The organism is Deinococcus malanensis (assembly GCF_014647655.1).
In the GTDB taxonomy this organism is placed as follows: Bacteria; Deinococcota; Deinococci; order Deinococcales; family Deinococcaceae; genus Deinococcus; species Deinococcus malanensis.
Genome location: NZ_BMPP01000003.1, coordinates 155,571 through 178,821 on the forward strand (window position 1 = coordinate 155,571; position 23,251 = coordinate 178,821).

General features: G+C 65.3%; 17 protein-coding genes and 1 pseudogene. 8 read left to right on the forward strand and 10 right to left on the reverse strand.

Going from position 1 to position 23,251, the window contains the following annotated elements:
- Nucleotides 1–38: 38 nt before the first annotated feature.
- From xth to IEY49_RS04750, 3 genes are all read right to left on the reverse strand, one after another.
- The gene (gene xth, locus IEY49_RS04740; RefSeq protein WP_189005062.1) at nucleotides 39–839 is read right to left on the reverse strand and encodes an exodeoxyribonuclease III; all 801 of its coding nucleotides are present in this window, start codon (nucleotides 837–839) and stop codon (nucleotides 39–41) included.
- An 88-nt stretch (nucleotides 840–927) separates the two neighbouring features.
- Nucleotides 928–1,518 (reverse strand): histidine phosphatase family protein, encoded by a 591-nt coding sequence (locus IEY49_RS04745; protein ID WP_229780632.1) that lies wholly within the window; start codon nucleotides 1,516–1,518, stop codon nucleotides 928–930.
- Entirely contained in the window at nucleotides 1,511–2,251 is a 741-nt protein-coding gene (locus IEY49_RS04750) for an adenosylcobinamide-GDP ribazoletransferase (protein WP_189005065.1), read from the reverse strand. Before IEY49_RS04750 ends, IEY49_RS04745 begins: the two co-directional genes overlap by 8 nt.
- Nucleotides 2,252–2,764: 513 nt before the next feature.
- Between IEY49_RS04750 and kynU the strand changes: the two genes are divergently transcribed.
- From kynU to IEY49_RS04765, 3 genes are all read left to right on the forward strand, one after another.
- Nucleotides 2,765–3,994, forward strand: a complete 1,230-nt coding sequence (kynU, locus tag IEY49_RS04755) for a kynureninase (RefSeq protein ID WP_189005066.1) — start codon at nucleotides 2,765–2,767, stop codon at nucleotides 3,992–3,994.
- Entirely contained in the window at nucleotides 3,991–4,842 is an 852-nt protein-coding gene (locus IEY49_RS04760; RefSeq protein ID WP_189005068.1) for a tryptophan 2,3-dioxygenase, read from the forward strand. The genes kynU and IEY49_RS04760 overlap by 4 nt, the downstream gene beginning before the upstream one ends.
- Nucleotides 4,843–5,182: 340 nt before the next feature.
- Nucleotides 5,183–6,838, forward strand: a complete 1,656-nt coding sequence (locus IEY49_RS04765) for a VOC family protein (RefSeq protein WP_189005070.1) — start codon at nucleotides 5,183–5,185, stop codon at nucleotides 6,836–6,838.
- 246 nt (nucleotides 6,839–7,084) lie between these two features.
- Here the strand turns inward: IEY49_RS04765 and IEY49_RS04770 are convergent, their stop codons facing one another.
- Nucleotides 7,085–8,035 carry a carbon-nitrogen hydrolase family protein gene (locus IEY49_RS04770; RefSeq protein ID WP_189005071.1) on the reverse strand — a complete coding sequence of 317 codons (951 nt, stop codon included), beginning with the start codon at nucleotides 8,033–8,035 and terminating at the stop codon, nucleotides 7,085–7,087.
- A gap of 355 nt (nucleotides 8,036–8,390) precedes the next feature.
- Entirely contained in the window at nucleotides 8,391–9,617 is a 1,227-nt protein-coding gene (gene rocD, locus IEY49_RS04775; protein WP_189005073.1) for an ornithine--oxo-acid transaminase, read from the reverse strand.
- A gap of 278 nt (nucleotides 9,618–9,895) precedes the next feature.
- Between rocD and IEY49_RS04780 the strand changes: the two genes are divergently transcribed.
- A complete protein-coding gene (locus IEY49_RS04780; RefSeq protein WP_189005074.1) occupies nucleotides 9,896–10,951 on the forward strand; it encodes a tetratricopeptide repeat protein in 1,056 nt (351 codons plus the stop codon).
- Nucleotides 10,952–11,166: 215 nt separating this feature from the next.
- Here IEY49_RS04780 and IEY49_RS04785 read toward each other — a convergent pair whose 3' ends face one another.
- On the reverse strand, nucleotides 11,167–12,327 hold the full coding sequence (locus IEY49_RS04785) for an acyl-CoA dehydrogenase family protein (protein WP_189005076.1): 1,161 nt from the start codon (nucleotides 12,325–12,327) through the stop codon (nucleotides 11,167–11,169).
- A 138-nt stretch (nucleotides 12,328–12,465) separates the two neighbouring features.
- A complete protein-coding gene (locus IEY49_RS04790; protein WP_189005078.1) occupies nucleotides 12,466–13,857 on the reverse strand; it encodes an MFS transporter in 1,392 nt (463 codons plus the stop codon).
- 207 nt (nucleotides 13,858–14,064) lie between these two features.
- Between IEY49_RS04790 and IEY49_RS04795 the strand changes: the two genes are divergently transcribed.
- The 3 genes from IEY49_RS04795 to IEY49_RS04805 all read left to right on the forward strand — a co-directional run bounded on the left by IEY49_RS04795 (nucleotide 14,065) and on the right by IEY49_RS04805 (nucleotide 17,162).
- Nucleotides 14,065–14,949, forward strand: coding sequence for a DNA repair protein (locus tag IEY49_RS04795; RefSeq protein ID WP_189005080.1), 885 nt, complete (start codon nucleotides 14,065–14,067; stop codon nucleotides 14,947–14,949).
- Between the two features lie 165 nt (nucleotides 14,950–15,114).
- The gene (locus IEY49_RS04800) at nucleotides 15,115–16,092 is read left to right on the forward strand and encodes an alpha/beta hydrolase family protein (protein ID WP_189005082.1); all 978 of its coding nucleotides are present in this window, start codon (nucleotides 15,115–15,117) and stop codon (nucleotides 16,090–16,092) included.
- Complete coding sequence (locus tag IEY49_RS04805; protein WP_229780634.1) at nucleotides 16,089–17,162, forward strand: alpha/beta hydrolase family protein; 1,074 nt, start codon at nucleotides 16,089–16,091, stop codon at nucleotides 17,160–17,162. Before IEY49_RS04800 ends, IEY49_RS04805 begins: the two co-directional genes overlap by 4 nt.
- Before the next feature lie 115 nt (nucleotides 17,163–17,277).
- Here the strand turns inward: IEY49_RS04805 and IEY49_RS21860 are convergent.
- The 3 genes and pseudogenes from IEY49_RS21860 to IEY49_RS04825 all read right to left on the reverse strand — a co-directional run bounded on the left by IEY49_RS21860 (nucleotide 17,278) and on the right by IEY49_RS04825 (nucleotide 22,005).
- A pseudogene (locus IEY49_RS21860) lies at nucleotides 17,278–17,801 on the reverse strand (metal ABC transporter permease).
- Nucleotides 17,801–18,334 (reverse strand): metal ABC transporter permease, encoded by a 534-nt coding sequence (locus IEY49_RS21345; RefSeq protein ID WP_308424641.1) that lies wholly within the window; start codon nucleotides 18,332–18,334, stop codon nucleotides 17,801–17,803. The pseudogene IEY49_RS21860 and the gene IEY49_RS21345 overlap by 1 nt, the downstream one beginning before the upstream one ends.
- A 308-nt stretch (nucleotides 18,335–18,642) precedes the next feature.
- Nucleotides 18,643–22,005, reverse strand: a complete 3,363-nt coding sequence (locus IEY49_RS04825; protein WP_189005086.1) for an EAL domain-containing protein — start codon at nucleotides 22,003–22,005, stop codon at nucleotides 18,643–18,645.
- Between the two features lie 985 nt (nucleotides 22,006–22,990).
- On the opposite strand from IEY49_RS04825, the gene IEY49_RS04830 reads away from it, so the two are divergent.
- Nucleotides 22,991–23,185: a hypothetical protein gene (locus tag IEY49_RS04830; RefSeq protein WP_189005087.1), complete on the forward strand. Its 195-nt coding sequence runs from the start codon at nucleotides 22,991–22,993 to the stop codon at nucleotides 23,183–23,185.
- The last annotated feature ends 66 nt before the right edge of the window (nucleotides 23,186–23,251 follow it).

Genomic DNA, 23,251 nt, shown 5'->3' on the forward strand with positions numbered 1-23,251 from the left:
CCAGGCTCTACGGAGGACGCACACGGACGAAGGTGCCCTCAGCGGGGTTCCTGGCTTGCTGGCGACCCCAGGAGAGTGGAGAAGGTGGCCACTACCGGCGCGTGGTCCGATGGTCGCTCGTGACGACGCGGCTCCAGGTCCACCGTGCAGCCCAGGCTCTCGGCCGCCAGAGTTTGGGAGACCAGCACGTGATCGATGCGCAGGCCCCAGTTGCGGGGAAAGCCCAGCCGCCCGTAGTTCCACCAGCTGAAGACCTTCTCCGGTTGCGCATGCAGACGGAAAGTGTCGTGCAGTCCCAGATCCAGCAGGGCACGGAACGCCTGACGTTCGGGCTCGCTGACCAGGACCTGTCCAGCCCAGCGCTTCGGGCTGTGCACGTCACGGTCCTCGGGGGCGACGTTGAAATCACCGACTACCGCCAGCCTCGGATGTGCCGCCAGTTCCAGCTGCAGCCACGCCCGGACGGCCGAGAGCCATTCGAGCTTGTACGTGTATTTCGGCGAATCCACCGCCTGACCGTTCGGAACGTAGAGGCATACCACCCGCACCCCCCCGACCGTCGCGGCCACGACACGTCGCTGCTCGTCGTCCAGCCCCGGCACGCCGATCTGCACGGCGTCGGGCTCCATGCGCGAAAGCAGGGCCACACCGTTGTAGGTTTTCTGGCCAGAGTACGCTGCCGCGTACCCCAGCGCCTTCAGTTCGGCCACCGGAAAGCGGTCGTCCGGCAGCTTGGTTTCCTGAAGGGCCAGCACGTCGGGCTGATGAACCTGCAACCAGTCCAGCACCTGCCCGAGCCGGACATTCAGCGAATTGACGTTCCAGGTAACCAGTTTCATGGAAGGCGGCCCTCACGGCGCCCGGACAACCACAACTGTTTCATGCGGTGATGATGCCACGCGTGCGTCATGCCCGCAGGAGAGCTGCTCAGCGCGTATCGGTCGGGTCAGGAGCACTGAGGTGGCTGAGCCACCAGTTGCCGCGGGCCGCGTGCAACGTGACCACACCACACGGTCTTATCTCTGCCGCCCTGAGCCCGACCGTCAGGCGCAGGGCCGCCAGGATTACCCCAGCGTGGGTAAACGCGGCGACTTCGCCGGTGGGGGGCAGGGCATTCAGCCAGCCCTGCACCCGCGTATGAAAGCTGCGGCCGGTGTCTCCGCCGGGGGGCCCGAACGCCGTGGTGGGCTGAGTCAGGGCCTCGATCCAGTGCCGGGGTGTGGCCCCGTAGGCCTGCTCGAGTTCGGCCCAGGTGCGCCCGGCCATCACGCCGAAGTCGGCCTCGGCCAGTTCAGGCGTGACCAGCGGCTGATCGAAGCCGGCCAGACGGGCCGTTTCCAGGGCCCGGCGGCTGGGAGAGCAGCAGGCCGCGCCAGCCGGCAGCCGTAGTCGGGTCGCCATGACACGACCTTCCTCGGTCAGCGAGGCGTCCTCGCCGGCTCCGGGATAGCGACGCTCGGCGTTCGGCGCGGTCGGTGCGTGCCGGATCAGATGCAGGGTCAGCGCAGCCTCAGCCATGGTGGCCCCAAGCATAGGCGCACAGCGCCACCAGTTCTGCCGTGACAACGATTAAGCCGTACACATCACCGCTGAGCCCCCCACCCAGCCTGGACGCGGCGAACCGTGCGGCCAGCAGGGTCGCCACAAGGGCGGCGAATGCGGCCACCGCAGCGCCTGGCAGCAGCAGCACCGGCAGGGCCAGGAGAAGCGCCACTTCCCACCGGCCCTCGCGGGACCGGGCCCCCAGCGACTCCTGGCGCGCGGCCGGGTACAGGTTCATGGGCAGCAGGACCAGCGTCCGTGCGGCCACGGCAGCCACCAGGGCCGCGTAGGCTGGCAGGGGAGAGGCCAGCAGGCTCCACAGGATCAGCAGCGACACCACCCCGGTGGCCAGCCCGAACGCCCCGACGTGCACGTCCTGCAGGATTTCCAGGCGACGAGCGGGACTCTTCATGACGAACAGGGCATCGGCACTGTCCACCAGCCCATCAAAGTGAAGCATGCCGGTCATGCCCAGCCAGGCAGCCACCGCCAGCCCCGCCTGCACGCCGGACGGCAGCGGCACCGGCAACCACAGCAGGAGGGCGACCAGCCCACCGACCGCATATCCGGCCAGAGGATAGTAGGCACTGGCCCGCGCAAAGTCTCCGTCACGGACCTCCCGGACGTGAGGCAGCGGCAGGGTGGTCAGAAAGGTCAGGGCCAGGTGTGCGGCGTGTGCCTCCTGCCGGAACCGGAGCAAAAAACTCATCGGTCCTCAGGGTGCCACGCAGGCGCCTGGAAGAACATGTGCGCCGGTGTGCACCGGGAAGCCGGGTCCTGGCCACCCAGACACAGCTGGCACACTTCGTGCTCATGAACTTTTCTCCACGGCCTCTGGTTCTCTGCAACACGGCACGGTTGTGGCAGGCAGCACGCCACGTCCACTTCGTGCAGCGCCCGCTCTGGCGGACCCGGCTCGCCACAGGGGACCGATGCTCGTTTCGGGTGTGCCGGGGACTCTGGCCCAGCGTCGGCAGAAAGACTGCGGTAGCGCTGAATCCACTGCACGTGCCCGGTATAGTGACGGCATCATGCGGCCGCGACTCAGTCCTACCCGTGCACGTGCCTGGGCCAACAGCCTGGCCCGGGCACTGCGGGACTGGTGGTGCGCGAATCTGGGCTGCCCCAGCCGCCAGGGCTGAGCCCCCGTGACCCCCTGCACCTGATCAGCCCGGACTGCGTGCGCCAGGTCCCGGCTTCCTCCCCGCGCCCCGGAGACCCCATGACGACCCCTGTACTTCCTAAAATGCCTACCCTGGACAACCTGCACGACCTTGATGCCCGTGACCCGTTGCGGCACAAAAAAGCCCAGTTCGTGTTGCCAGGTGGAGTGATCTATCTCGACGGTAACAGCCTGGGAGCCCTTCCCGGTGCCGTTCCCGAAAGACTGCAACGTGTGATTCATCAGGAGTGGGGCGACGCCCTGATCCGTTCCTGGACCGCCCATGCTCAGGAGGGCCGCGACTGGATGGCCCTGCCCGACCGGGTCGCGGCCAAGCTCGCGCCCCTGATCGGTGCAGACGCATCTGAAATTGCCGTCGGCGACAGCACCAGCGTGAACCTGTTCAAGGCACTGACCTCCGCGCTGCACGTTGCGGCACCCGGCCGCAGGGTGATCCTGACGGACGCCGACAACTTCCCGACGGACCTGTACGTGGCCCAGGGCCTCAATAGCCTGCTGGGTGACCGCTATGAACTGCGGCGTGTTCCTGCTGCCGATGTGGCCACACACCTGACTGACGAGGTCGCCGTCGTGATGCTGACCGAGGTGGACTACCGCACCGGGGAGCGCCTCGACATGGCCGGGCTGACGGCGCAGGCCTGTGCCCGGGGCGTGCTGACCATCTGGGACCTGGCACACTCGGCGGGTGCCTTTGAGGTGGATCTGACGGGCGCGGGCGCAGACTTCGCGGTGGGCTGCGGCTACAAGTACCTCAACGGCGGTCCTGGTGCTCCCGGCTACCTGTACGTGGCCCGGCGACATCTGGATACCCGTGTTGCCCTGAGCGGCTGGATGGGCCACGCTGACCCCTTCGAGATGGCCCGCGACTATGTTCCGGCCCGCGACGCGAGGCGCTTTGTCGTGGGAACACCGATGGTCCTGAGCCTCAGCGCCCTGGACACTGCGCTTGACGTGTTCGCGGATGTGGACCTGGCTGAACTGCGGGCCAAGTCGCTGGGGCTGACCGACACATTTATGTCGCTGCTCTCCGGCGACCCGGACCTGACCCTGGTGACTCCCCTGGACCATGCCCGGCGCGGCAGTCAGGTCAGCTTCCGTCACCCGCAGGCGAAGGAAGCCATGCGGCGGCTGGTCGAACGCGGCGTGATCGGGGACTTCCGGACCCCTGACATCGTCCGCTTCGGATTTACCCCGTTATATGTCTCCTACGCTGATGTCTACCACGCTGCCCAGGCAGTGCTGGAAGTTGCTGGCGAGTTGCGCGCATGAGTTGCCCGGAAGCGCCCAGAGGGGGCGAGAATGCGCCAGAACGTGCCCACCAGGATTTCAGTCAGAGCCTGAGCTACGGCGATTACCTGCATCTTGACGTCCTGAAAGCGGCGCACCAGCCTATTACCGGCGCGCACGACGAGCACCTCTTTATCGCGGTGCACCACGTATCCGAGGTCTGGCTTGGCCTGATCGTGCGCGAACTGAAGGCGGCCATGGCACTTCTCGATCAGGGCATCACCGACGCGCCGCTCAAAATGCTGACCCGGGTGGTGCGGGCCCAGGAGCAGCTCACCAACGCGTGGGAAGTGCTGAAAACCATGACCCCGGCTGACTATCTGCTGTTCCGGCACGCCTTTGGTCAGGCGTCCGGATTTCAGTCGGCCGGATACAGGATGGTCGAATTTCTGCTGGGCAACCGTCAGGGTGTCATGCTGAGGCCCCACGAGCACCGTTCCGATCTGCATGATCCTCTTCTGGAAGCCATGAGTGGGCCCAGTGTGTACGATCTGGCACTGCGGCTGCTCGCAGCCCGTGGGCTCACGGTGCCGGCGGCCGTGCTGGTACGTGACTTCACGCAGAAACCGGTGTTGAACGAGGAGGTACTGCAGGCCTGGCTGACGGTCTACCGCGACACCGAGACCTACTGGGACCTGTACGAACTGGCCGAGAAGCTGCTGGACGTGGAAGACAATTTCCGGCGCTGGCGGTTTAACCACCTCACCACGGTTGAGCGCACCATTGGCTTCAAGGCGGGGTCTGGTGGCACCAGCGGCGCGGGCTACCTGCGTCAGGCCCTCAGCACCGTCCTGTTTCCGGAGCTCTGGGAAGTGCGGACCCGCCTCTGAAGGTGCCCTGGTTTTCACCGACCACACAGCGGTCAGAAAAACTCGTCATGTTTCCGTTTGTGAAGGCCGCCCACACAGCGGTCAGAAAAACTCGTCATGTTTCCGTTTGTGAAGGCCGCCAGAAGTATGCCTGCAGGCCTCTGCTGACGGAAGGGATCTGGTCCTGCCGCCCATGGTTCACTCGCCGGGAGATGGCGCAGTGCCCTGGACAGGCTGCACCGTCTGACCTTGCAGAAAAGAGCGGGGCGCCCGTGGTGACCGCGCCCAGCATATCGAGGGGCAAACAGGTGTGGTCAGCATTGGACTCACTCGGATACTTCAACATTAAGTAATATGGAGTATGACCTCCTTCCCATCTGCTCCTGGAACCAGCCCTGTGCAGGGCCTGCACCACGTCACGGTGATGGCCAGCGACCCGCAGCGCAACGTGGACTTCTACACCCAGGTACTCGGGCAGCGCTTGGTGAAGGTGACGGTGAATTTCGATGACCCCGGCACCTACCATTTCTATTACGGTGACCTGACGGGTCAGCCAGGAACGATCATGACCCACTTTCCCTGGCCCGGCGCAGCCAGAGGTGTGCGCGGTAACGGTGAGGTCGTAGCGACGGCCTACAGCGCTCCTGAGGATTCGTACGTAAGCTGGCAGCAGCGCCTGCGGAAACACGGACTCAGTGCCCAGGAGAGCACCCGCTTCGGTGAGCGGACCCTGACATTCGAGGACCCTGATGGGACCTGGGTGGATATTATTTTTGACAACGGTCAGGAGGTGCAGCCCTGGCCCGCCTCTCCGCTTCCCCAGTCTGACGCCCTTCGCGGGTTTCATTCGGTGACCGCCTGGGTCGACGAGACGGCGGCCGTACGCGAGCTGCTTGTCGGTCAGCTGGGCTTCCAGGAAGTCGGGACCGAGCCTGACCCGCAGGGTCCACGGACCCGGTTCAGGGGCAGCGGAGACGGCGTGGGCCTGTATGTGGACGTGGTCGAGCGTGCCGGTCAGCCACGCGGACGCTTCGGGGCCGGCAGCGTTCATCACGTCGCGCTGCGTACCCGCAACGATGCCGAGCAGGAAGCCTATCTGGAGTCGCTCAGCGCCGCAGGATTCCAGCCGACGCCGGTGCAGGACCGCCAGTACTTTCATTCCATCTATTTCCGCGAGCCCAATGGCGTGCTGTTCGAGATTGCCACCGACGCCCCCGGCTTCCCCGCCGACGAAGCGGTCGAGGAGCTGGGGCGGCACCTGAAACTTCCGGCCTGGTTTGAACCGCAGCGCGCACAGATCGAAGCCCATGTGCCCCGCATCGTGAACCACGAGTACGGCGTCACGATTGGTTTCCGTGACCTGGGCGTCTCAGCTGATGCGGGGGCACCGATAGGGGGAGACGGCATTGAGGTGCACGTGGCCGGTCGTCCGCCTTCAGAGGCGAGGGTCGCGATGGTGCTGTTGCATGGCCGGGGAGGAAGTGCCCAGGACATCCTGACACTGGAGCAGGAAATCAACCTCAGCGCCTTTACCTATCTGGCGCCGCAGGCACCCGGCAATACCTGGTACCCGTACTCGTTCCTGGCCCCGGTGGCACAGAACCAGCCGCACCTGGACCAGGCGCTGGCTACCGTTGACGCGGTGATGGAGGAACTGGCGCAGCAGGGAATCTCGGCAGAACGGGTGGTCCTGGGGGGCTTCAGCCAGGGGGCCTGCCTGGCACTGGAATATGCCAGCCGCGCCGGGAGACGGCTGGGCGGAGTCGTCGCGTTCAGTGGTGGCCTGATCACGCTGGACCTCGAGCACAGCCTGGCGGGTACCCCGGTGTTCATGGGGGTCGCTCCCGACGACGCGCATATCCCGCTGGAGCGCTTCCGGGCCACCGAAGCGCAGCTGCGCGCACGCGGCGCGGTGGTGGACGCCAGGGTGATCCCAGGACTCGGCCACAGCATCAATAAGGACGAACTGGACGCCGCCCGCGCCCTGATGCAGCGCGTGGTGGGACAGAGCGTCTGAACTGCCGGGTGAAATTGCCCTGAAAACAGATGGAAGCCGGAATCCTCTGAGTCCCGCCCAATGAAGTAGTGGATCACGCAAGGGCCCATCCCAGCTCACCGTGACAGGCGCCAGGAACCTGACCTCATCGGGGCTGCCCTGCCGAGGGGCAGTGTTCCTGGCCGGGCATGTCTGAATCGGTCGTTTTTTCATGTTCCATGACGCGACAGCTGGTCGCGCTTCACTCTGCCTGATGCCCGACCTGCTCTATTTGGGATCGGTGTCGTTTGTTTGGCGTCCGGAGTAGCGAATATCCAGGTTGAGGTATTCGGGCCGGTGATAATGACCGGTGACGTCAAGTGTCATGCGTTCCTGCAGGTTGCGCCGCAGGTCCAGTTCGGCCACCAGAATGGCGGGCTGATCGTAAACCGGTTCGACCACATAGGCACCGTCGGGGCCGATGATCGCGCTGCCTCCGCGCATGACCAGCGTGTCCGGGTTGGCCTGCAGTTCGGGCAGCAGGTCCAGACCTTCAGGAAGCGCACCAGCCCGCATCAGGCTGCCGGCCGCCAGAACGTAGCAGCGGCCTTCGAAGGCATAGTGCCGGCTGGCAATCTGGTGCATGTCCTTGACGGTTGGCCAGGTCGCCACATGAATGTCTTCGGCCTGTTCATGCAGAGCCTGCCGTGCCAGAGGCATCCAGTGCTCCCAGCAGACCAGACTGCCGATGCGCCCGAGAGGAGTGTCCACCACGCGTAGTCCATCCGCGTCCCCGGGGCCCCACACCAGCCGCTCCGTGTAGGTGGGCACCAGTTTGCGGTGGTGATTCAGGACCTGTCCTTCGGCATTGATGGTCAGGATCGTGTTGTATAGCGTCCCCTGCCCGCGGCCAGCCGAAACGCGTTCGATCAGTCCGATGACCAGCGTTGCCCGCGCTGCGTGAGCGGCGTCCCGCAGGGCGTCGAGGGCTGGGCCCGGGACCGAGACGCTGTTTTCCATCATCCGGGCAAATGCCTCTTTGACCGGAACGTGGTCCCACAGGGCCACGTCACGCGCGACATCAAGCCAGGCCGGGTAGCCGGGCAGCCAGGTTTCGGGAAAGGCAATCAACTGCGCCCCCCTATGTGCAGCCTGCTGGGCAAGCTGAGCTGTAAGTGCCAGACCCTGCTCGAGGTTCGGGGCCACCTCAGCCTGAACCACCGCGACAGTGACCTTCACGCCGCGCTCCCGGTGCGGTGAATGGTCATTTGCACTGTCCCGATGGTCACGGTGCCGGCTGAAAGCCCGCGGCTGACATGTAGTGAAATCACACACCAAGACTAACGGGAGGGCAGCCATTGCAAATGGGTGATGCCCCATCCTGGAGGGTCAGGTAAGGCAGCGTATTCAACCGATCGGCCCCCTTAAACCCGCATGAATGGTGCAGGTGCTGTCGGAATCCATCGGGCCCGGAAGGAGACCAACTCGGTGCGCTGCTGCCACCTCTGGCGCGCCGCTTAACAGGACGACTCCCGCGAGTCCCGCAGCAAAACGGGCCAGCCAGAACGGCTGGCCGGTTTTCTGACTCCTGTCCTTACAGCAGCCCCGGGTCCGTCAGAACCTGTTCAATCCGCTCCAGGGCCCAGTCAAGATCTTCGCGGCTGGTCATCAGCGGGGGCGCCAGACGCACCGTCGTCTCGTGCGTTTCCTTGCACAGCACGCCCAGGTCGCGCAGGCGCTCACACGCCGGGCGGGCCGGACCACGCAGTTCCACGCCGACCAGCAACCCCCTGCCACGGACGTCCCTGACGTGTGGGCTGTTCATCGCGCGCAGGCGTGTGCGTAGATACTCACCCAACTCCAGCGCCCGTGCGGGCAGCCCCTCGTCCTCCAGGACTTCCAGGCTGGCCTGAGCCACGGCGGCCGCCAGTGGGTTGCCACCAAAGGTACTGCCGTGATCCCCAGGACGAAACAGATCCATCAACTCGCGGCTGGACAGCACGGCGCTGACCGGGTAGACCCCGCCGCCCAGGGCCTTGCCCAGAATCACCATGTCTGGCCGGACCCCTTCGTGGTCGCAGGCGAGCCACTGGCCCGTGCGGCCCAGGCCGGTCTGGATCTCGTCGGCCATCATCAGGATGCCGTGGCGGTCGCAGACGTCACGCATGGCTCTCAGGAAGCCCTCGGGGGGCACGATCACACCCGCCTCGCCCTGGATCGGCTCGAACAGCACGCCGGCGGTGTGGGGCGTGATGGCCGCTTCAAGCGCCGCTGCGTCGCCGTATGGCACGCGCACAAATCCTGGAGTCAGCGGTCCGAAGGCACCCTTGTACTGTTCTTCGGTGCTGAAGCTGACCAGGGTGGTGGTCCGTCCGTGGAAGTTGCCTTCCATGACGATGATTTCAGCCTGATCCTTCGGTATCCCACGGACCTCGTAGGCCCACTTGCGCGCCAGCTTGATCGCGGTCTCCACGGCCTCTGCCCCGGTATTCATCGGGATAACTGCGCCGTAACCCAGCACGCGGGTCACCGTCTCGTAAAAGCCGGCCAGTCGGTCGTTGCGAAAGGCCCGCGAGGTCAGGGTGGCCTTCTGCGCCTGCTCGGTCAGGGCCCTGATGATGCGCGGGTGGCAGTGACCCTGGTTGACCGCGCTGTAGGCCGAAAGGCAGTCCAGGTACCGGCGGCCATCGGTGTCCCAGACCCACGCGCCACTGGCACGCTCCAGAACCACGTCGAGAGGTTTGTAGTTATGTGCACCGAGAGCATCTTCACGCGCAATAAGTTGCTGTGCGGCGGGAAATTGTTCAATCACCTGGGTCATGGCTGCTCCTGTCCGGCTTCCGTCCAGCGGCCAGCGCGCGGCGCACAGGCTGCGACCGGCAGAAGCCACATCGACCTTAAGCCTATCCTTAAATTGGCAGGGTGTAGAGAGCCAGAATCAGGCAGAACGGACCAGCCAGTCTGGTTCAAGAACTGGGTATCTGGGTCCTGTCTGCCCACATCTGGCGCGCGGGAAGCCTCACCGATCAGCTGCGCCCATCCTTCACGCGACCCTCTGACAGACGGCTGTATGAACCCACACCCTAAGCTCGGGTCATCATGACAACGGGTTCTCAGTTTGGGGCATCGACATCACCGCCAGACCCACAGAGGGTGCAGGCGGCGCTGCGTGAGGCCGAGGCGATGGTCCGGGTGGATCTCGCCCATGGCCACCGGCTGTTCCGGGATGCGATTCAGCTTGCCCGGGCCATGGGCGACCGTCACAGCGAGGCACTGGGTTTGTGTCTTCGAGGCAACACCTGCTTTTTCACCTCGCGCTACCTGGAAGCGCGCCGGTGGTTCACTCGCGCCCTGGACACTGGCCAAGCCATTGGAGACGTGCGGGTGCAGGTCCGGGCGCTCAATGGTCTGGGTATCACCTCGAAAGTTCAGGGCGACTGCGGCGGCGCCATGGAGTTCTTTTTGACCAGCCTCCGCCTGGCGCAGGAGCATGGCGATGAGGCTGGCCGCGGCCGGGTGCTGGGCAATATTGGCGTCCTGCATGCCGAGGTCGGCAAATATGACCTGGCGCTCGAAGCCCACCTCGAGGTCATGGCCGTCGGCCAGCGGCTCGCCCTGCACCAGATTCACTCCACCGGAACGGTGAACGTGGTGGTCGATTACGCCCATCTGGGCGAGCATGACCGGGCCACCGAGCTGGCGGCGGACTATCTGCCGCTGCTCCGCGAACGCGGCTTTTTGCACCATGAGGTGGTGATGCAGACCCACGTGGTCCTGTGCCTGGTGGAATCTGGCCGAAGCGCCGAGGCCCCCGGACTCGCCCGGACCACCCTGGTCCTGGCCGAAGAGGTCCAGGATCACGGGTACATCTCGATGCTTCATCTCCTGCTGGGCCGGGCACTGCATGAGCTGGGTGATTTCGACCAGGCATGCGACCACCTGAAATTCGCCCTGGCTGGTTCCCGTGAGCGGGAGCACAGGGCCCTGGAACGAATGACCCTGCAGCACCTCAGCCAGGCCTATGCCTCACGCCATGAGTGGCAGGCCGCCTATGAGGCCGCCGAGGCCGGGCACCGGCTGGAACGAACCCTGCACGCCCAGGATATGGACCGCAGGGTCAGGGTGCTGGGAGCCAGAGGCAAGTGGAGCGCCTGAACTCAGGACTGGAGGCCTGGCTTCTGCGAAACGGCGGGCTGATCACCCAAACCAGCGAGGCTGGCCATGCACGAAACCCGGATGACCGGACCTACACGCAGGCAGACGTCCTTGGGGGCAGCGGGGTTCGCAGGTATAGGCTGCGCGGCGCCCAGAGTCGTGGACGCCGCTTCGTTGCTCTACCGGAGCCGGGCTTTCCTGTCCCCGTCCTGGGTCTACCCCAGCGCGTTCAGTCCGGTGACGTCCCGGCCCACGATCAGGGTGTGAATGTCGTGGGTGCCTTCATAGGTATCCACCGTTTCCAGGTTCAGCATGTGGCGGATCACCGGGTACTCGGTCGTGATGCCATTGCCGCCCAGCATCTCGCGCGCCAGCCGGGCGCCCGCCAGCGCGACACGCACATTGTTTCGTTTGGCCAGTGAAACCTGCGTGGGGCTCATGCGCCCGGCGTCTTTCAGGGCGCCAAGCTGAACGGCCAGCAGCAGCCCGGCCGTGTGGTCGGTGACCATCCGCACCAGCTTGTCCTGCACCAGCTGACGTGAGGCGATGGGCTGCCCGAAGGTCTGGCGGCCGGTGGTGTATTCCAGGGCCGTCTCGTACACCGATTCCAATGCGCCCATGGCCCCCCAGGCAATGCCGTAGCGTGCTGAGGTCAGGCACGACAGCGGTGACTTGAGACCGCCAGAACCGGGCAGCAGGTTCACGGCTGGAATGCGGCAGTCCTGCAGCACGATCTCCCCCGTCACAGAAGCGCGCAGGCTCATCTTGCGCGTGATCTTGGGCGCGTGGAAACCTGGCGTGCCGGCTGGCACGATAAAGCCGCGGATTACGCCTTCGTCGTCCTTGGCCCACACGACCGCAAGATCCGCCACCGGGCTGTTGGTAATCCACATCTTGCTGCCGTTCAGGATGTAGTCGTCGCCGTCGCGCCGGGCGCGGGTGCGCATGGCCCCCGGGTCACTGCCGCCGTCGGGCTCGGTCAGGCCGAAGCAGCCGATCAGTTCGCCGGAAGCCAGCCCAGGCAGGTACTGCCGTTTTTGCTCCTCGCTGCCGTAGGTCAGGATCGGGTACATCACCAGGCTGCCCTGCACGCTGGCCGCGCTGCGCAGGCCGCTGTCGCAGCGTTCGAGCTCGTACATCATGGCGCCGTAGGCGCTGTACGAAGCTCCGGCTCCGCCATATTCCTCAGGTGTGGTTGGGCCAAGCAGGCCCTGGGTGCCCAGCTCGCGCATCAGATCGCGCACCGGCAGTTCGCCGCTGTCCCACCAGTCGCCAATACGCGGCATCAGCTGTCCATCCACGTAGCTGCGGACGCTCTGCATCACCAGTTGTTCGTCGGGGCCCAGCAGGGAACGGGCCTGAAAGTAATCCAGCATGAAGTCTCCTTGTAAGTGGGGGTGCGGCCCGGGGGTGGTTAGTGGTCAATATCGCATGCGGCTGCGCGGTAAATTCGGGACCAGACGGCATCCCACAGGACCGCCAGGTCCACTGCGTGGAGCGTTCGCTGTGACTGCTCAACACTGGCTTTCCTGCCTCAGCCGGGTTGCGGCCACCCACGGCACCAGCGAGCCCAGCAGTACCAGACCGAACGCCAGTGCAAAGGCTGTAGGCAGTGAAGGCACCCGGGCCAGCAGTGCCCCCGAAGCGCCCGCGGCCAGCGCCACCATCAACACCTCGATGTTGGCCAGTTGCCCGGACAGCCGGCCCGCGCCCGCAGCAGGTACACTGGCCAGCGCAAGCAGGCTGTTGGCGTTGTAGGCCACGCCCATGCTCAGCGCGGTCACGCACCAGCCCACGTAGGCGGTCCACAGGGGCCAGACGCCCATGGCTGCCAGGGCCGTCACCCCCAGGCCAAGGCTGATCAGGACCAGTCCAGTCCGGATTCGTGCCGGGCGGCTCTCGGGTCCAGAACGGCGCTCCAGGCGGTCGGTGACCCAGGACCCCACCGTCCAGGCCACGCCGCCCACGCTGAGCAGCACCCCCGCCTGCGTGAGGCTCAGCCCGCGCAGTTCATGCAGTGCCAGCGGCAGAAAGGCATTGGCTCCCAGCACCGCGAAAGCTGCAAAACCGCGCAGAACCAGCGCTGAAGGCAGGCCCCGGGCCAGCCGTCCCATGCCCTTTGGAAACAGCGGGCGTGCGCTGAGTAGCGTTCCGGCCAGACCCGCGACCACCATGGCCAGGCCCAGCAGATCGGCACGGCGCAGACCCTCGATCAGCGCTCCTGCGGACACGGTCAGGGCCAGGGCCGGCCAGAGCGTCCGGGAGTGGCCGCTGTGGTCCGGATGCCCCGAGGGTTCGTTCGCTGAGGCTGGGGCCTTTGTCCGCAGCGGCAGCACGCACAGTGGACCTGCCAGGGCCAGCACCGGAACCAGCCCCCAGAACACCGAGCGCCACGACCAGTGTTCGGTCATCAGGCTGGCCAGCAGCGGACCGACCAGGGCCGGCAGCAGCCAGGCACTGGATACTGCGGCCAGCATCCGCGCACGTGCCGCTTCCGGGTAGCGCGCCGTGATCACGGCGAAGGGCAGGGCGCCCAGACCACCCGCACCCAGACCCTGGATGAAGCGGCCAAGCACAAACGCCGGCATGTCTGGTGCCAGACCGGACACCAGCAGACCAGCGGCGAACACGCCCAGGGAGGCCGCCGCACCCAGCGCCAGGCCGCGCCGGTCTGCCAGCATCCCGCTGACCACCGCGCCAAACAGGCTGGCCAGCAGAAAAGCGCTGGAAGCCCAGCCATACCAGCTCAGACCCTGAAGTTGCCCGGCGACCCGCGGCAGCACCGTGCTGACCGCCATGGCCTCGAACGCGACAATCAAAATCACCAGCAACAGGCCGATGCTGAGGGCCTGGGGCGGCGCCTCCACATCAGCGGGGCTTGTACGGGTCAAAGTCACGGGCCCCATGCTACGCGGAGCGGAGAAGAATCGGACCCTGCTTCCCTCCAACCGGCATGAAGTGCCCCTGGCCGCGCCGCAGCGCGCAGAGGCAGGCAAAATATGTCATAATTCAGGACGTAGAATTCTGTTTTATACAGAATGCTGTTGCGAACCGAGGCACGGTGCACAAGCGTCCCCCCGGGGACCATCACCCAGATCACGAGAGGGAATCCCATGACCAAAACCACCCGCCGCAAGGCGCCTGCAACTGAACCTGTCACCTCCAGCGCCAATCCTCTGATCCGCTTTGCGGAGCTGGTCGCCACAGCCGGCATTCACAGTGATGCCCAGGCACTTGCCGAAAGCGGCGCCGACGAAACGACCCTGGACGCCCAGCTGACTCAGGAACTGCGGCAGGCACATGACCGCTGGGGCCTGGGCCTGCTTCACCTGCAGCATGCCGCCCGGGTGATTCGCACGGACGGCGCTCCGGGCGACATTGCGCTGCTGGTTGACGGCGCGCCGCGTGCCCAGCTGTCCGACGGGGCGCGGGCCATCGCCGGCACCTACGCCAGCATGCAGGCGCCGGGACCTGAGGGACGCAGTGAATGGGGCATCCTTTCCGAGGGGCACCGGGTAACCCTGCGTCCCGGCCTGGGTCAGCTTCGTGTCCTGATCGAAGACGCCCGCGACTTCGAGACCCACTGGACCCCGGGCGCGGCCCAGACCTGGACCCGCACCTGGCGCCAGGGGGACACGCTGGCCGTCGAGGTTCACCGCCCCGCTACGCCGGCCACGGCTCTGGCCGACGCGGCCTGGGACGTCATCACGTCTATCAAGGACCGGACCTTCCAGCGTGAACTGATGGAACGCAGCAATCAGGTGGGGATGCTGGGTGCCCTGCTCGGCGCCCGGCACAGTGGCGCTGGTGACGCGCTGAATCAGCTGCCCGAGGCTCACTTCGCCGTCAGTTCTGCCGTGGTGCGTGAAACCGGGCGCGAAGGCCGCGAGGTGGACCGCTGGAAAGCCATGCAGCGTGAAGCGACCGAGACACTGGACGAGCTGCAGAAGGCGGCCACCCGGCGCCTGGCCGCTGTGCTGAGCGGAGGACTACGCTAGTCTCACGCCTTCTTTGCCCTGAAACGTCCCCGGTGCCCTGCCGGGGATATTTTCTTGCGCCTGCCTGCGCGTGGGGAACTCCTGAGTACTCACCCAGCTTTTTCTCAAGACCAGAACCGGCACCGCATTTCCTTCCAGGGGGGCAGCTCCCTCTACGCTGGCTCAATGAAATCCTGCGTCCTGACGGTCGTTCTGCTTGGCCATGTCCTGAGTCCCCCAGCCCTGGCGCAGAGCGCCGCAGCCCTGGCCAGGGTGGACGCCGCTGATCTGAGCATTGCCAGGGCACGGGCCAAAGCCTATCCGGGAAGTTCCCTGAAGGTGGTGCGCACGCTGAACAACGGGGTGAACTACAGCCGGCAGGTGGTCTCGTACCAGTCGGACGGCCTGACCATCTACGCCCTGCTCACCGTGCCCACAGGCACCGCTCCCAAAGGAGGCTGGCCGGCCATCGTGTTCAATCACGGCTACATCCCGCCCAAGGTCTACCGCACCACCGAGCGCTACGCGGCCTATCAGGACGCGTTTGCACGCGCGGGCTTCGTGACCCTGAAAAGTGATTACCGCGGACACGGCAGCAGTCAGGGCGAAGCGCTGGGTGCCTATTACACCCCGGGCTACACCACCGATGTCATGAACGCCCTGGGCAGTCTCAAAAAAGACTCCCGTGTCAATGGTGCACGTATCGGAATGTGGGGGCATAGCATGGGCGGGTTCCTGACCCTGCGGGCCATGGTGATCGATCGCAGCGTGAAGGTAGGAGTGATCTGGGCCGGAGTGGTGGGCAATTACGACCAGATGATGAATAGCTGGAACAACCGGCCGCCCGCCACCATTCCGCAGCGGGTCCTGAACCTGCGCAGGCAGGCAGTGGCCAAGTATGGGACGCCTGACAAGAACCCCACCTTCTGGAATTCTCTCAGTGCCAACAGCTTTCTGAAGGACCTTGCAGGCCCGGTGCAGCTGCATATCGGGACCGCCGATGCCGAGGTTCCGGTGGCCTTCCACGACAGCCTGGCTCAGCAGCTTCGCACGGCCGGGAAACCCGTGCAGCATTATGTCTATCCCGGAGATGACCATAACCTCAGCCGGAATCTGGGTGTGGCCCTGCAGCGGAGTGTGGCCTTCTTCCGCGCCCGGCTGTGAGGGCTCTGCTGCGGCTGGTGCTGATGCTGCTGGTCCTGGGGGCTGGCTACGTCGCGCTGACCCGGCCAGACACGCTGCCCTTTTCCTTGCCCTGGCAGGCCTCGGGTCCAGAACCTGAACCGGGGGCTCCGTCTGCGGACACCCCCGTGGAGAAGGACAACGGGACGCTGCGCACCGATCCTCTGGGCCGCGTGACCGATGAAGCCATGGAGGCGTTCGTGGCCCGGCAACCCATCAGCCTTCAGGCCCTGCGTGCCAGGGAGTATCCGGGAAGTTCCCTGAAGGTCAAGCGCTCCCTGCCCTCAGGCGTGAACTACAGCCGGCAGGTGGTCTCGTACCAGTCGGACGGCCTGACCATCTATGCCCTGCTCACCGTGCCCACAGGCACCGCTCCCAAGGGCGGCTGGCCGGCCATCGTGTTCAATCACGGCTACATTCCGCCAGACGAGTACCGCACCACCGAACGCTACGTCGCCTATCAGGACGCGTTTGCACGCGCGGGCTTCGTGACCCTGAAAAGTGATTACCGCGGACACGGCAGCAGTCAGGGCGAAGCGCTGGGAGGTTACAACGACCCCGGCTACACCGTGGATGTGCTGAACGCCGCCACCAGCCTGAAGAAGGACCCGCGCGTCAATCCGAAGCGGCTGGGACTGTGGGGCCACAGTATGGGCGGGCAGCTCAGCCTGCGGGCCCTTCTGGTGGATCCGGACCTCAAGGCGGCCTCCCTGTGGGCTGGTGTGGTGGCGGGGTACGACGTGCTGGCGACCGACTGGAACCGCTCGCCGGAGATGCCGGCCCCCGTGCTCGATGGCCTCAACCGGCGCTACCTGCGGCTGCTCAGCCCCAACAGTGCCTTAAAGGAGCTGCGCGGACGCCCCATACAGCTGCACCACGGCGCGGCGGACAAGGACGTGCCGTACAGCTTCCAGAAGGCCCTGGCGAGCGACCTGCGTGCGGCCGGGCAGCCGGTCGAGGCTTACCGGTACGAAGGAGACGACCACAACCTCAGCCAGAACCTGGGGGTGGCCCTGCAGCGCAGCGTGGCCTTTTTCAAGAAACACCTCTGAACGCGGCATGCTGCATCTGCTGTCCCTGCTCGGTCGACTCGAAGCGCCCGCTGCTTTCCACCAGCCAGCCGGCGCGCAGGGCGTGCGTCAGGGCCGGAGCGACCAGCGCTGGGGTCTACTCCAGGCGGCTGGCAAGTTCCGCAGCGGTGGGCGCCAGCATCTGACCATGCAGGGCCGTGAGCAGTAGCCGGGCGCTGAATTCCTGGCGTTGACGCGAGCGCCGCCGGAGGGTGGCCACCAGCCCCTGCAGCGGTGAAAACAGGACGCAGCCCACGAAGGTCACGCCCAGCACGGTGGCGATCATGCCGGCGATGCTGCTGTTCAGCCACACAGACAGGCCGTAGCCGGCGGCGCTGGCCAGCACCCCGATGCCCATGGAGAGCCCCAGCATGACCGCCAGCCGCTGCGTCAGCAGGAAGGCACAGGCCGGCGGAATAATCACAAGGCCACGATCAGCACCGCGCCCACAGACTGAAAGGCGCCCACGGTGGAGGAGGACAGCAGGGTCATCAGGGCGTAGTGCAGGGCGGCGGGGGCAAAGCCCAGGGTGGCAGCCAGTCCGCTGTCGAAGGTAGAGACTTTCAGTTCCTTGAACAGCACTGTGACGAAGAGAAAGTTCAGCGCGGCCAGCCCGCCCATCAGCAGCAGCGACTCGGGAACCTCGCGCCCCCCAGCATCAGGGTATTGAGCGGCGCGTAGGCAATCTCGCCGTACAGTACGGCGTCAAGGTCCAGATGAACGTCACGGAAATACAGCGAGAACAGCAGCGGAAATACCACCCCGATGGCCGCGTCGGCCATGACGCGCCCGCTGCGCTCCAGCAGCTGCACGCTGCCCACGGTCTGCAAGCCGATCATCACGGCCACCACAGCCAGAGACGTCAGCAGCGCTCCGAGCCGCCCGGTGGGATAGCCCAGCGTCGCGGCGTAGGTCGGATCGAAACTCAGCAGCTTGAATTCCTTGAACAGCACAAACACAGTTCCCAGCCCGATTCCGGCCAGCGCCGCCATAACCGTCACGTCTGCGGCGACAATGGTGGCGGCCTGCCCGAACAGAAACTTGTCCAGCCCAGCCTGATTGGCATTGTTGCCTGCCTGAATGAAGGTCAGCAGCGTAATGCCGAAACCGAAAAATCCTGACAGTACGGTGCCCAGTGCCGCATCTTCCGACAGCCGGGTCTAGCGCAGAACGGCCTGCACCGCCAGCGCGCCGAGCCAGGTCCTATCACTGGACTGACGAGAAGTGGCAGGCGAGACCAGGGACCCGGCCCTGCAGAGCATCGCACGGCGAAGGCCAGAGGGGCTGCTTTCTCCAATTTGCGCCCTGACCACAGATGTCAGAAGGTGGGGTGGGTGCCCGAGCGCTCCGGTTGCAGACCGTTTGGTGTGCTGAGGCATACCGGCGAGGAGGTGTCCCCAGACCCCTCTGGCCGGAAAACCGTACCCGGCTCCTCGTGAGCGCCTTGGGGTGCCCGGTACACTCAGGCTGAGTCGAAGCTGGCCGCGTCCGCCGGGCGCGACAGGTAGTAGCCCTGGGCATGGGTACAGCCCAGGCCCTGCAACACATCCAGTTCACGCTGTTCCTCGACACCTTCGGCCACCACGCTGATCTCCAGCCGCTGTCCCAGCAGCACCACGGCCGACAGCAGGGCCTGCCGGCGCGGCTCGCGGTACACCCCCCGGACGAACGCCCGATCCACCTTCAGGGCGTCGATCGGCAGGCGCGACAGCACCGCCAGGCTGGAGAATCCGGTTCCAAAGTCGTCCATGGCGACGCCAACTCCGCGCCTGCGCAGACCCTGCAGCTGCCCGATCACGAAGTCGAGCTGCTGGATGACCACCGCCTCGGTAATTTCAAGGGTCAGCTGTCGGGGATGCGCCCCGGTGGAGACGAGCAGCTGTTCGACCTGGCCCACGAAATCAGGCCGCATCAACTGGGTCGCGCTGACATTCACGTTGACGGTGACCCGCCGGGACCACCGCGCGGACCACGCCACGCTCTGCTGCAGGGCACGCTGCATGACGAACTGCCCGAGTTCATTGATCAGCCCGCTTTCCTCGGCGACCCGTATAAATTCCAGCGGGCTGACGGGGCCCAGTTCTGCATCGGTCCAGCGCGCCAGGGCTTCGAAGGTGCTCCACTCGTCGCAGCCCAGTTCTACGATCGGCTGATAGGAAACGTCCAGTTCGCCTTCCTGCAGGGCGCGGCGCAGCCTGCGCTCTACCTGGATGCGCCGGTCCTGCGCCGCAGCGAGGCTGGGGGAGAAGGCCTGCCACAGCCCGGCCCCCTGGCGCTTGGCTTCACCCAGCGCGAGGCCCGCATTCCTGGGCAGATCCTGAACCGCGGCGCCCCCCTGACCGGTCGCGCACACGCCGACGCTGGCGGTGACCTGCAGTTCGATGCCATGGACACTGAGCTGCCCGTTCAGGACGTCCAGGACTTCCTGAGCTACCGTGCTCACGTCCACCCGGTCCATGGCATTCAGGTCCAGGATCAGTCCAAATTCGTCTCCAGCCAGACGGGTCACGATACCGCGCCCCCTGACGAGATCTGACAGGCGCTCAGCGAACGACCGCAGCAGCGCGTCGCCGACCTGCTGACCGTAGCTGTCGTTGACCAGCTTGAACTGATCGACGTCCACCAGCAGGACGGCGGCATGGACAGGGGTCCATTTCTCGGTGGTGGCCAACTGCTCCAGGACCCGCCGGAACACACGCCGGTTGGGCAGACCGGTCAGCTCGTCCTGCTGGGCCTGAACCTCCAGCTGCTGGCGCAGGGTATAAGACTCGGTAATGTCGGTCAGGGACATCACCACGCCCTGCAGGTCTTCGCCTTCAGTGATCGGGATGGCATTGACAGAAAGCCACCTGCTGGTGCCCCCCGTGACCACACAGACCACCTCGTTTCTGACGGGTTGCCGGGTGTGCAGAGCCAGGACCGCCGGATACCGGTCAGGAGGCACCGTAAATCCGGCCGTATCGGTGATTTCCCAGTGGCGGTCGAGCACCGACCCCAGCGGGCCATCGTCCGGGAGGCCCAGCAGGCGCCGGGCCGGCTGATTGGCCGAGACGATCCGACCCCGGCTGCTGATCAGTACCACGCCCTCTTCCAGTGCGCTCAGAATGGTCCGGCCATGCTCCTCGTTGCGCTCGAGAGCGCCTTGCAGCTGTGCACGTTGTAGTGCCTGCGCCAGGTGGGGCTGGAGCCACCGCAGCTGATCGAGCGTCTGATCCGGCAGGTCCTGGTTCCCGGCAAACGCCAGGGCCAGCAACGCCACCAATTCCTGCTGGTGGTGGAGCGGCACCAGCAGAATCTCGCCCTGTTGCTCGATGATGCCTTCAGGCAGCAGGTTGGGGCGGGTGCCCCGGGCCAGGATGTCGCGCAGCCAGACCGGCTCTCCGCTGGCCACGCCCTGCCCCAGCGGCGTTCCGTCCACCACAGTGAATTCACTCAGGTGGTGCCGGAGTTCGTCCGGGACTTCCCGGGCGGCAAGTATCCGCATGGTCGTCCTGTTCCTGGACACCCCAGCCAGCAGGGCGCGCTGCGCCCCGGTCCTTTGGACCACTTCGGCCAGTGTGGTCTCGTAAACCTCACGGGCCGAGCTGGTCCGGTTGAGCTTCAGGAGCACCTCTCGCGTGGCGGTTTCCCGCAGCTGATGCTGATACGCGTCGGTCACGTCCTGAACAGTTCCCATCCAGGACAGAACCTCACCGGCCTCTCCAAGCACAGGAACGGCCTGAGCCACGACCTGCCGGTACACGCCGCGGGCGGTCATCAGGCGTCCCTGCATGGCGAACCGTCCGCCGCCACGCAGGCCTTCTTGAATCGCGTTCAGAACAGCAGGCCGGTCGTCGGGATGCACCGCGGTCATGTACCCCTGACCACGGTACTCACGGAAGGTCTGGCCGGTGAAAGCCTCCCAGGTGGGCATGTTCCGCACGACCTGAAAGTTACTCTCGGTTTCCCACAGGATGGCGCTGGTCGACTCCAGAAGGGTCCGGTACCGGCTCTCGTTGCGCCGCGCCTCGTCGGCCAGCTGCGTGCGCTCGATGGCTCCGGCCATGTGGGTGCACAGCAGCATCATCTGGCTGCGTCCCGGTAGTCCGAGTGTTCCACGTTCGTGCAGGCTGAGCAGAAGCACGCCTATCACGCCTCGACTGGCCTGCAGGGGAACCACCACCAGTTCCTGAGTTCCCTCGGCCAGCGGAAGGTCGGTGTAACGGGCCAGACATTCCTCGCGGCTCAGGATCAGCAGTTCGCCACTGTGGAACACCTCGGTAGCTGGGCATTGCATCTGTAACGGAACCTGCAGGAAGGGTGCAAGGATCGCCTCGTCATAATCCACTGCGTAGCGGACCTCCAGGCAGTCCCGCGCCGGATCGTGAAGTGCCAGCAGGACCCCGTAGGCTTCCTGATGAAGATGCCGAATGAAGGTTTCGACCATGGCATCCAGACCGGGCGCTGCGTTCAGCTCCTGGGTCAGCTGCAACAGGCGGGCCGTGTTCTGGCCCGGGTCCCACGGCCCCGGCTCCACCTCACACAGCTCTAAATGCACCTCGGCCCCGTCCGGCGTCGGGGCGACCCGGGTAAACAGCCTGCCGCTCCCACTGTGGGCCGGCGCCGACAGCAGGGCCGGCTGACCACTCTGCCACACCTGACCAAGTGCCCGGCCCACTGCCGTATTCGGCGGGAACACCTCCTGCCAGCACCGACCGAGCCCGCATCCCACCTGCGCCAGAAGGTCGTGGGCAACCCGGTCCATGATGGTGACCCGCCCTTCGCGGTTCAGCGCCACGTATCCGCTCAGGATCCCCGTGAAGATATTGTGGTCCTGGGCACTCATCTGGTTTCCATCAGCTTCCCTATGCCGAATACTGGCACAGTGGCGCGGCTGTGATCCGTGAAATTTCCTGTTATGGCCACAGCCACCTGGGAAGCTGTCGACCATCGTGACTGCGTACGCACTGCCCCCGCACAGTCCGTGGCCGCGAGTTCCTGGCCAGGTGATGGAGCGTCGTCGAGAGCCTGCTCGACAGAGAGGCTGCGCGGGCTGACTGACATCTCTCGCCACAATAGCGAAGAAGTGCGTGGAGCATGACCAGTCACACGGTAGGGCGCCGGACGAAAAGATGTACCGTGATTCCGTGGCCGGAAGTGCGTGAACCAGCGCCTGAAAGGCCCAACTGACGTGAAGTCGTCCAGATGGATGACGATCGGATACTCAGGAAATGCAGGTCTTCTGATCGGCATGTGGTCAGCTCGTTTCGAGTGACTGCTTCGAGTCCTGTCGTGCACCAGGAAAGTGCTGGGCAGTATGGTGATGTCCCAGGCGGATTCGTCAGGTTAAGAACGCCTATGGGCTCCCTCTGGGCGCCCTGCATGCGAAGCTCATGTGTCGCTAGAGCGCATCCCCGACCCTGGGCAGAGAGCCAGAAGTGGACTGCGCGTCACGGTCCTCCTTCTGCTCTACCAAGATTCACGGGCGTACCTTCCTTGCCCCGCCGCCTACCCCAAGATCCGTGACCTGGAAAAGGAGGAGCTCATGATAAGACGCGCCGCTGAACCCCCTTTCCTGAGGATGGGTCGCCTGGATCTGACCGTGTCGGATCAGACTGATGGGTTGGGGCGGATGTAGAGCCCCGGAAAGCACCTCGCCCTTGTGCAGCCCTTCCGGATATCTGCCTCATTCGTCTGTTCATCGTTATGGCTTTGAGTGCTTAAAAGCCAGGAGGAGGATTCGTCGCTTTGCAAGACACCACGACGTCAGGCATACAGGAACTCCCCGCTCCGCCGCAGCGCGGCCCTCGTCTTCCCGGGAAGGTGACTTTATGAAACTGTCCACCGTCTTTTACACCCTCGGCTTTGCCTCGATCGCCCTGAGCGCGTCACAGTTTCTGACCAGTGAGAGCGCCGACAAGGAGCGCAATGGCCTGTTTATCGGTCACTGGCCGCCCACGCTGTTCCTGCTCGGCAAAATCGCTGAGGACCGTGAACGCCAGAGCAGCCTCCAGCAGTCTTCGTGACCCCGGCCGGTTCCAGCCCGACCCTGAGAACCCATGTCATCTGAGACCACTCTGCAGCACCACAGG